The organism is Micromonospora sp. NPDC093277, from assembly GCF_044765245.1.
Lineage (GTDB): Bacteria > Actinomycetota > Actinomycetes > Mycobacteriales > Micromonosporaceae > Micromonospora.
On sequence record NZ_JBIWJO010000031.1, the window covers coordinates 1 to 9,438 of the forward strand.

Sequence of the window (9,438 nt, forward strand, 5' to 3'; positions counted from 1 at the left end):
AGCGTGAAGGGCTCAGCCTCAGGCCAGTGCGCCAAGCTGTAAACCGAATGTTCTAACCGGTCCGCGGCCGGAGCCAACCAGGCTCCGGCCGCGGATCCATTTCTGGATGTCGTCGCCGTGCTCGCCGACCGGCCGACCGACCGCTGGGCGGAGCCCCGTTGGCACGACCAAAACCGGTCCGATTGAAGTTATGAACGTTGCTATGCTTCGCGTTCGCGTGCGTGGGGGCGCGCCGTGCAGCGGGGGGACAACAACCAGGCACTGCCGTCCTGCTCACCACCTGCCTTCTTGTCCTCAGGAGGAACGGTGGCCCGACCGGGTCAGCTCCAGCAACGGCTCGCCACTGGGACGCCGCGCATCTCGGCCGTCCTGACCATGACCCTGTGCCTCGTCGGCACCCTCACCGCCCTGCCGGCCCCGGCCGCCGCGGCGGCGGCGCCCGAGTCGACCGAGATCATGCTGCCCGCCGCGCCGCGGGCCGTGCCCCGGGCCACCCAGATTCTCAACGCCGGGACCACCGGCTTTCTCTGGGCTCAGGAGGGCGACGACCGGCTGTTGTGGACGGACTACGCCACCGGCACGCCCACCGCGCTTACGCACCGGCTGCCGGGCCCGGTCACGTACGACATCGACAGCGGCTACTTCTCGACGGCCGCCTCGTTCCAGCCGGGCTGGTACGGAGCGGGCTCCGACACCCTCGCCCTCTATTCCGCCGAGCCGTCGCCGCACGTCACCCTGCTGCGGGGCGGCTCGGGCGAGAACGAGCTGCCGTTGCCCGAGGGGCAGTCGTACCAGGGCACGTTCGGCGAATTCGTGCTCACTCGCGCCGACGGCCAGGCGTTCCACCTCTTGCGGGCCGGCACGGATACGCCGGTGACGGGGTTTCCCGCCGGCACCACCGAGGTCACGGTGGAGGACGGCGACGCCCGCTCCGTCATCCTTCGTTACAAGACAGCCGACCAGTCGGACGGCTGGGGGCACTGGGGCATAGTCGAGCTCGCCACCGGCGCGTTCACCCCGCTGCCGGATCGGCCGGACCCGGACGCCGGCTGGGAGGTGAGCGCCTTCCGGCTCGGTCGCGACTCCGTGCTGCGGCTCCGGAGCGGGCGCACGAAGCTGGACGTCCTCGACCGGGCCGACCTGTCGGCGGAACCCCGTATCGTCGAGACGGGCTCGTTCTCCCACCAGGCCGAATTTGGCATCGTCGGCTCCGCGCTGCTGGCCGTCGACCCGATCTGGACGGGTAACAACATTTACCGCGGGCAGCCGCTCTGGGCGGTCCGGACCGATAGCCCCGGCCGTGCCACCAAGGTCATGGATCCCGCTGCCCACCAGATCGTCGAGGCCCCGGACGGCTCGGTGCTCGTGGCGGGCGCCGACCGCTACGTCGAGCAGGGCGACCTGGACTGGGGCATCTACCGCATCACCCAGGCCGCCGACGGCTCCGTCGAACGACGCCGGCTGACAGCGGTGCAACCGATGCCCGCGCAGATCCACGGACTCGCCCTCGGCAGCGGCATCTTGAGCACGGCCGACAACAGCACGGCGTACGCGCCGAGCAGCACCCTCGGTGCGTACCGCAGCACCTGGCTGACCACGCCCGTCGCAGGGGAGGCCTTGGCCGTCGAAAGGGCCACCGTGGACGGGCGGGTCAGCGGACGGGACGGCTTCTGCCACAGCGACAGCCCCCGCTGCATCCGGATGTTCGCCGACGGCACCGGCCATCACGGTCGCGCCGAACCGACCGAGTCCGGCCTGACGATGCTGTACGTCAATGGCGCCAGTTCCTGGGGACCGACCCTCGACACGGGCGACGGCTCCCCGCGTCTCGCTGATCTTTCGGGGCGGTACGCGGTGGTCGACGGTGCCGTCTACCCCGGCCGGCAGCACATCAGCGAATTCCGGTACGGCGGGAGCGGAGCCGTCCTGCAGCGGCGGGACCGGGTCGCCGCGGCCGTCTGGGGCTCGACGTTGTGGAGCGGCGCGGCCTCCGGTGGCGTGGTGACGGCCACCCGGCTCCCCACCGGCGACGTCGTGGAGACCTTCACCACCAGCAACGACTGCACCCTGTCCGACCTGCAGGCCGTCGGCCGCTGGGTGTACTGGGCCTGCGTGGACTACTGGGGCTGGGTGCGCGGCTCGGGCGTCTACGACCGGACGTCCAAGCGCACCGCCGCAGCCCCGGCGGGCCAGGTCCTCCTCGGCGACGGCTACCTCGTCGAGCAGGTCGCCGGTACGGGTGGCGGGCTGCGGCTCGTCGACCTGCGCGGCGAGCTGCCCAGCCGGATGCTGGTCGGTACGGACGACCTCGGACGCGAGGGTGGGGCGCGCACCAGTTGGACCGTGGACCGGTTCGGCGGCGGCGTCGCCTACGCCGACGAGCAGCAGCGCGTCCACATCGTGCCGACCGGGATTCCCGCCTCCGCGCTGAACGTCATCGACTCCACGGTGGTCGACACCGCCGCCAACTGGTCCGGCGCCTGGTGGCTGTCGAAGCCCGCCGCGGCCTGGCAGGTCACCTTCCGGAACTCGTCCGGCGCCACGATCCGTACGCTGTCCGGCTCGTCCGCCCGCGGCCTGCTGCGGGCCGCGTGGGACGGCAGGGACACCGCGGGCCAGGCGGTCGCGGACGGCACCTTCACCTGGACGCTCACCGCCCAGCCCGCGGACGGCGTGGGCGCCGCCCTGACCGTCGCCGGCCCGCCGATTCAAGCGCCACCGGCACCGGCGCCGTTGCGGGCGACGAGGGCCCCGGCGATCTTGGGGGCACTCGCCGTCGGGTCCACGGTGCAGGCGGTGCCCGGCACGTGGACCCCGGCGCCCACCTCGTACGAGTACCAATGGCTGGCGAACGGCACCGCGATCCGCGGCGCTACCCGCGCCTCGCTGCCGATCTCCGCTTCGCTGCTGGGCAAGCGCCTCGCGGTCAGGGTGACCGCGAAGCGCGCCGGCTCCCCGTCCGGCACCGCGTCGTCGGCTGCCTCGGCCGCGGTCGCCAAGGGCAAGGCGCCGAAGGCCACGAAGAGACCGTCGATCACCGGCACCGTCAAGGTGGGTCGGACGGTACGAGCCGCCGTCGGCACCTGGTCACCAAAGGCCGATTCCTACCGGTACGAGTGGCGGTTGAACGGAAAGGTGATCCGCGGTGCCACCCGCTCGACGCTGAAACTGACGTCCTCGATGCGGAACAAGAAACTCACCGTCACGGTGATCGCCCGAAAGGCGGGCCATCTGGATGGCAGGGCGACCAGCACCGCGGTGACCGTACGCCGTTGATTCCGCCTGTTCGCGAACAGCGGGTTTCTTCGGTGTGCGGACGCTGGGTGGGCGCGTCACCGCTTCCGGTGGGTCGGCGCGGCGGAGCGGATGCCGTCGAGGAGCACCTGTAGGTAGCGTTCGACCCGTTCGCTCGGCTCGTCGCCGATGCGTAGGGCGAACACGGTGCCGCAGACCAGGTGGTGCAGGTCGTCGTCGGTGAGGCCGGGCCGCACCGCGTTGGCCTGCCGGGCGTGTCCGAGTACGGTCCGGGCCAGCTTGCCGAACTCGTCGCGATGGGCCGTGGTGCGCTCCGACGCGTCCAGGTCCGGCCGCGTGGAGATCACTTCGGAGAACGCCGGGTCAGCCAGCTGCCGCAGGAGCAGCGCCCGCAGGAGGATCTCGACGCCGGTCCAGGCGTCGTGCTGCTGGCTCGCGACGCGGGCGTCGTCGAGGAGTGCGGTGAAGGCGTCGTCGGCGAGGGCTTCCAGGAGTGCCCGGCGGGTCGGGAAGTGCCGGTAGACCGTGCCGACGCCCATCCCGGCCCGGCGAGCGATGTCGTTGAGCTGCAACGACAGGTCGCCCGCGGCCACCGCGAGGCGGGCCGTGGCCAGCACTCGGTCGCGGTTGCGGGCGGCGTCGGCGCGTAGCGGCATGGTCACCGGCACAGTCTACTGAAACGGATTGACAATCCGGTTCGGCCGAACTTCAATCGGATAAGTCATCCGTTTATCCCGGGAGGGTTCATGACTCGCGCCGTAACGTGGAGCATCGCCGACCTCCGCGACCAGACCGGCCGTACCTTCGTGGTCACCGGTGCCAGCAGCGGCCTCGGCGTGGCGATCACCCGCCACCTCGCCGCGCGCGGCGCTCGCGTGGTCATGGCGGTCCGCGACACCGACAAGGGCGATCGCGTACGCGGCCAGCTGCGCACCGACAACCCGAAAGCCGACCTCGACGTCCGCCGCCTGGACCTGCTGGACCTCGACACCGTGCACCGGTTCGCCGACGAGCTGCGCGCCGACGCGGTCACCGTCGACGCGCTGATCAACAACGGTGGCATCGGCAGCGTGCCCCGGCGACTCAGCCCGCAGGGCGTGGAAAGCCAGCTGGCAACCAATCACCTCGGCCACTTCGCGCTCACCGGCCTGCTCCTCGACCGGCTGACCGCGGGACGCGACCCCGTCGTGGTGACCGTCGGGTCCAGCCTCTACCGGCTGGGCCGCCTCGACCCGGCCGACCTCGCCGCCGAACGCGGATACTCACCAGGCGGCGCCTACGCCACGTCCAAACTCGCCAACGTGCTCTTCGCCCTCGAACTCGACCGCCGGCTGCGTGCCGCCGGGTCACCGGTACGCAGCCTGCTCGCCCATCCCGGTATGGCCCGGACCGACCTGGACCGAGACGCGCCGCCCCTGACCCGCGCGGCCGGAACGTTGATGGGACTCCTCCTGCGCCGGCCGATCGACGAAGCCGTGGTGCCGATCCTCTACGCCGCCACCGAGATCGCGGCTCCCACCGGCCGGCACATCGGCCCGGGTCGGCCACCACGCCAGGCCCGACCGACGTTCGAGGCGCTCGGCGGGGCGGCCACCGACCTCGACCTCGCGACCCGGCTGTGGACCCGGTCCGTGCAACTCACCGGCATCGACATCACCCCGCCCACGCCACACCACTGACCACGGTCACGATCGCGCTCAACTCGACGAAGAGGAGTCAGGTTGTCGCGGTTGCCGCCCTGGGGCGGCAACCTGCTGCACGAGTACGCCCACCAGTGGCAGCTACGAAGACCACGCCGAAGTCCAGCCTCTGACGCTCCCGGCGCCGCGAGGCGCAACGGGCCCTGGTCGCCGTGCCCGCCCACCACAGAGCGGGCGCGGCGACCAGGGATCACGCCGTACGTCAGGCACCCTGCACGGGCGGCGTCACAGCCGTTCCGGCGTGCGGATGCCGAGCAGATGCAGGCCCTGCCGCAGCACCCGGGCGGTCAGGTCGCAGAGCACCAGCCGGCTCTCCCGTACCGGACCGTCGGCCCGCAGCACCGGGCAGCGCTCGTAGAACGCGCTGAACGTGGCGGCGAGCCGGTGGAGGTAGCTGGCCAGGTGGTGGAACTCCAAACTGCGCTCCACCGCGACAACCGCCCCGGCGAAGCCGAGCAGCTCCATGGCGAGCGCCCGTTCGGCCGGCTCGGCCAGCGAGATCCCGGCGTCCGGCCGGGCCGCCACCCCCGCCCGCCGGAAGATCGACCGGATCCGGGAGTACGCGTACTGGAGGTAGGGAGCGGTGTTGCCGTCCAGCGACAGCATCCGCTCCCAGTCCAGCACGTAGTCCTTCTGCCGGTCGCTGGACAGGTCGGCGTACTTGACCGCGCCGATGCCGACCGCCCGGCCCACCTCGGCCGCCTCGGCCTCGCCCAGTTCCGGATTGCGCTGCCGGGCCAGCGCGGTGGCCCGGGCCACGGCCTCCTCCAGCAGGGCGACGAGTTTCACCGACTCGCCCGCCCGGCTGCGGAGCATCCGCCCGTCCGGCCCGAGGATCGAGCCGAACCCGACGTGCTCGGCCCGGGCCGGCGGGACCAGCCAGCCGGCCTGCGCCGCCGCCGCGTACACCATCTCGAAGTGCCGCCGCTGCGGCAGCCCCACCACGTAGAGCAGCCGGGTCGCGCCCAGCGTCCCGGTCCGGTGCCGGATCGCCGCCAGGTCGGTGGCCGGGTAGCCGTAACCGCCGTCGGACTTGCGCACGATCAGCGGCAGCGGCTCCCCGTCCCGGCCCACCTGGCCGGGTGGAAAGACGCAGGCCGCGCCGTTGCTCTCCTGCAGCAGCCCGAGCCGGCCCAGGTCGTCCACGACCGTGCCGAGCAGGTTGTTGTAGCTGCTCTCACCCTGGAAGTCACCCTTGGTCAAGGTCACGTCGAGCAGGTCGTACACGGTGAGGAAGTAGCGTTCGGACTGCTCGACCAGGAGCCGCCAGCGCCGCAGCGTCGCCTCGTCGCCGCCCTGCAACGCCACCACCCGGCGCCGGGCCCGCTCCTGGAACGCCTCGTTGGCGTCGAACTTGGCCCGGGCCGCCTTGTAGAACGCGTCCAGGTCGCCCATGGACAGCTCCTGCGCCGCCTCGGCCTCGCCCAGGTCGACCAGGTGCTCGATCAGCATGCCGAACGGCGTCCCCCAGTCGCCCAGGTGGTTGGCCCGGACCACGCGGTGGCCCAACCACTCCAGCAGCCGGGCCGCCGCGTCGCCGATCACCGTCGACCGCAGGTGCCCGACGTGCATCTCCTTCGCCACGTTCGGTGCCGAGTAGTCGACCAACACGGTCTCCCGCTCGGCCGCCAGCGGCACGCCGAGCCGCGGATCGGCGGCCAGTGCGGAGACCAGGCCGCCCAGGGCGGAGTCGGCGACGGTCAGGTTGATGAAGCCCGGCCCGGACACCTCCGCCGCCGCGCACAGGTCACCGAGCCGCGCGCGGTCCAGCACCTCCGCCGCGATCGACCGCGGCGGCCGGCCGAGCCGCCGGGCCAGCGCCAGCGCCGCGTCGGACTGGAAGTCGGCGCGCTGCGAGCGCCGCACGACCGGATCCACCGGTACGCCGGCCACCGTCTCGAACGCCGGCGCCAGCCGGTCGGTCAGCAGTTTCTCCAGATCCATGGGTACGCCGATCTCGCTCGGATCCGCCTCGCGCGGATCTCCGGACTGGGATGCGGGCGGACCGAGGACGATCGGCGATGACCGGCGGCTCGATCCGCCGGTCGCAAGAGAAGGGGTGCTCAGCGCAGGCGGTCGCGGGACCGCCGGCGTCGCTCCGCACCGACCGACACGTCGCAGGACGTCGGCGCGAGGGTGCGGGCACAGGTCATACGGCCCAGCCTAACCGGCCGGCCCGGGGGCGGTGCAAGGCCGTACCCGGGCCGGCGTCCGGTCGTAGCCGGAAACTCAGGCCGACGTGGCAACGGCCTTGCGGTAGCGCTCGGCCCGCCGTCGCACCTGGGTGTACGCGCTGGTCAGGCCCATCGCCCGACGAACCTCGACCAGGGTGTCGCGCACCTCGGCCCGGGTCCGTTCGGTGCCCTGGAAGATCAGCTCGTCGACCAGGCCGCTCGCCGCCTCGAATCGGGCCCGCCGCTCGCGGATCGGGTCGAGGAACCGGTTGAGCGCGACCGTGAGTTCCTCCTTGACCTCGACGTCACCGACCCGGCCGGCCCGGTAGCGCGCCTTCAACTCCTCGACCTTCGCCCGCTCCGGGTTGAACACGTCGTGGTACGCGAAGACCGGGTTCCCCTCGACCGTCCCGGGCACGTCGGCGCGCACCCGGTTCGGGTCGGTGTACATCCCCAGCACCTTGCGGCGCACGGTCGCCGGGTCGTCGGAGAGTGCGATGGCGTTTCCCGTGCTCTTGCTCATCTTCCCCTGGCCGTCCGTGCCGACCAGGGTGGGTGTCTCCGACATGACCATCTCTGGCACCGGGAAGACCTCGCCGTAGAGGTGGTTGAAGCGCCGGGCGATCTCCCGGGTCACCTCGACGTGCGCGGCGTTGTCCTTCCCCACCGGGACGACCTGCCCCTTCACGCAGAGGATGTCGGCGGCCTGGAGGACGGGATAGCCGAGCAGGCCGTACGGCATCTCCTCCTTGCCGGCGTCCCGGCTCATCTCCTTGAGCGACGGGACGCGTTCCAGCCGGGGCACGGTGACCAGGTTCTGGAAGAGGGTGTTCAGGTCGCCGACCTCGGGGATCGCCGATTGGAGGTAGAACGTCGCCCGGTCCGGCTCGACGCCGGCGGCGAGGATGTCGGTGACCATCTCGCGGGCGTTACGGGAGACCTGATCGATGTCCTCCCGGGTGTTCCTGGTGGTGAGCATGTGCAGGTCGGCGATGATGAAGAAGCTCTCGTACCGCTGGTGGAGCCGCACTCGGTTGGCGATGCTGCCGACGTAGTGGCCCAGGTGGAGCCGCCCGGTGGGGCGGTCGCCGGTGAGCATCCGTGCTGCGGACATGGTCGTACGCCTTTCGTGCCGAGAACAGGTGGAAGGACGCGCGGACGCGCGGAAGGAGACCCGGGGTGTGCCCGGATCAGTGGGATCGGCTGCTCAGAGCGCGAACCGCCATCGCCCGCCGGCGCGGAACCGCAACCCGTCGGCACGGAGTACGTCGAGGATCTGCTCCCGCCCGGTGTCGACACGGGCCGGGGGAACCGGAGCGGCGGCTGCCGGGAGACCGTCGACGGTCTCCGGGACAGGGGTGCTCGGCCGGACCATGCCTGCAGGGTAGCCGCTCGCCGGCTGCACCGGGTTCACCGCTGCGGTGGCCGTTCCGCTACCACCCGCATTGACCTGCGTTGACGAGTCGCCCGAGGCGCTTGCGGGCAGTTCCGCTGGCATACTGGCCACCCATGGTGCTGTCGCGTGGCTGGTCGCTGTTCCTGGTCGGGGTCGGAGTCTGGACCTGGGTGATCTGGCCGAGGTTCGCCGTTGCTATCTGGAACGACCCGCGTTCCTGGTCGACCGGCACGGTCGGCGAGGGTGCGCCCACCAGCTTCCTCTGGGTGCACGCGCTGCTGATCGCTGCCTCGCTGGCGATCGGCACGGCCGTCGGTGTGCTCGGGATCAGGGCCTGGCTGGCGGCCCGCCGGCGTCCGCGTGCCTGAGCTGCCGTTCGCGTGACCGGGCTCCACGCCCCTGAACAGGCAACATAGTTCCGCGATGATGATGTGACGCGGGACGCCCACCCCCGATTTGACGATCAAACCCGAAACCGCGTAACTTTCTCTCTGCCAGCGCGGAACGGGGCAAACGGGATGAAAGCCCGAGAGTCCGGATCCGAGGTGGCACCGGGTTGTCCGGGAGCACTGCTCCTGAACAACGCGGTCCGGGCGGAGCCCGCCAGAACGTCGCAGGGCGGATTTGGCGGAGCGGAACTGACCGGGTAAGGTTGACGACCGGCAGGGAAACGGACGAGCGAGCGGGTAACCGCAGCGGCCGGCCTGCCAAATCCGATGATCAAGCGCAGCGGCTCGCCGTCGTGCGGGTTCACGGGTGCCAACCCGCACGAAGCACGACAGACCGGGACACACGGTTTGACACGGCGGAGACGGGGAGGTAACGTAGTAAAAGTGCCCGGCGCGAGAGCGGCGGGGGCGGTTGAACGAGATGCCCCGGACGGGGGTCCTCCTGGTGGGGGGTTTCCGGATGG

7 protein-coding genes are annotated in these 9,438 nt (G+C 71.5%); 3 read left to right on the forward strand and 4 right to left on the reverse strand.

Going from position 1 to position 9,438, the window contains the following annotated elements; translation table 11 throughout:
• The first annotated feature begins 306 nt into the window (after positions 1-306).
• Positions 307-3,276: a FlgD immunoglobulin-like domain containing protein gene (locus tag ACIRG9_RS31360; RefSeq protein WP_402864102.1), complete on the forward strand. Its 2,970-nt coding sequence runs from the start codon at positions 307-309 to the stop codon at positions 3,274-3,276.
• 56 nt (positions 3,277-3,332) lie between these two features.
• Here the strand turns inward: ACIRG9_RS31360 and ACIRG9_RS31365 are convergent, their stop codons facing one another.
• A complete protein-coding gene (locus ACIRG9_RS31365) occupies positions 3,333-3,911 on the reverse strand; it encodes a TetR/AcrR family transcriptional regulator (protein ID WP_402864119.1) in 579 nt (192 codons plus the stop codon).
• 90 nt (positions 3,912-4,001) lie between these two features.
• Here ACIRG9_RS31365 and ACIRG9_RS31370 point away from each other — a divergent pair, with 90 nt between their 5' ends.
• Positions 4,002-4,934, forward strand: a complete 933-nt coding sequence (locus tag ACIRG9_RS31370) for an oxidoreductase (RefSeq protein ID WP_402864105.1) — start codon at positions 4,002-4,004, stop codon at positions 4,932-4,934.
• A gap of 246 nt (positions 4,935-5,180) precedes the next feature.
• On the opposite strand, the gene argS is transcribed toward ACIRG9_RS31370, so the two are convergent.
• The 3 genes from argS to ACIRG9_RS31385 form a co-directional block, all read right to left on the reverse strand.
• Positions 5,181-6,899, reverse strand: coding sequence for an arginine--tRNA ligase (gene argS, locus ACIRG9_RS31375; RefSeq protein ID WP_402864108.1), 1,719 nt, complete (start codon positions 6,897-6,899; stop codon positions 5,181-5,183).
• A 285-nt stretch (positions 6,900-7,184) separates the two neighbouring features.
• Positions 7,185-8,243 (reverse strand): tryptophan--tRNA ligase, encoded by a 1,059-nt coding sequence (gene trpS / locus ACIRG9_RS31380; protein WP_402864110.1) that lies wholly within the window; start codon positions 8,241-8,243, stop codon positions 7,185-7,187.
• A gap of 93 nt (positions 8,244-8,336) precedes the next feature.
• The gene (locus tag ACIRG9_RS31385) at positions 8,337-8,504 is read right to left on the reverse strand and encodes a hypothetical protein (protein WP_402864113.1); all 168 of its coding nucleotides are present in this window, start codon (positions 8,502-8,504) and stop codon (positions 8,337-8,339) included.
• A gap of 134 nt (positions 8,505-8,638) precedes the next feature.
• Between ACIRG9_RS31385 and ACIRG9_RS31390 the strand changes: the two genes are divergently transcribed.
• A complete protein-coding gene (locus ACIRG9_RS31390; protein ID WP_402864116.1) occupies positions 8,639-8,893 on the forward strand; it encodes an SCO4848 family membrane protein in 255 nt (84 codons plus the stop codon).
• The last annotated feature ends 545 nt before the right edge of the window (positions 8,894-9,438 follow it).

Coding starts and splice junctions, on each gene's coding strand:
- ACIRG9_RS31365 (WP_402864119.1), bottom strand. CDS start 3,911: ATGCCGCTACGCGCCGACGCCGCCCGCAACCGCGACCGAGTGCTGGCC.
- ACIRG9_RS31370 (WP_402864105.1), top strand. CDS start 4,002: ATGACTCGCGCCGTAACGTGGAGCATCGCCGACCTCCGCGACCAGACC.
- argS (WP_402864108.1), bottom strand. CDS start 6,899: ATGGATCTGGAGAAACTGCTGACCGACCGGCTGGCGCCGGCGTTCGAG.
- trpS (WP_402864110.1), bottom strand. CDS start 8,243: ATGTCCGCAGCACGGATGCTCACCGGCGACCGCCCCACCGGGCGGCTC.
- ACIRG9_RS31385 (WP_402864113.1), bottom strand. CDS start 8,504: ATGGTCCGGCCGAGCACCCCTGTCCCGGAGACCGTCGACGGTCTCCCG.
- ACIRG9_RS31390 (WP_402864116.1), top strand. CDS start 8,639: ATGGTGCTGTCGCGTGGCTGGTCGCTGTTCCTGGTCGGGGTCGGAGTC.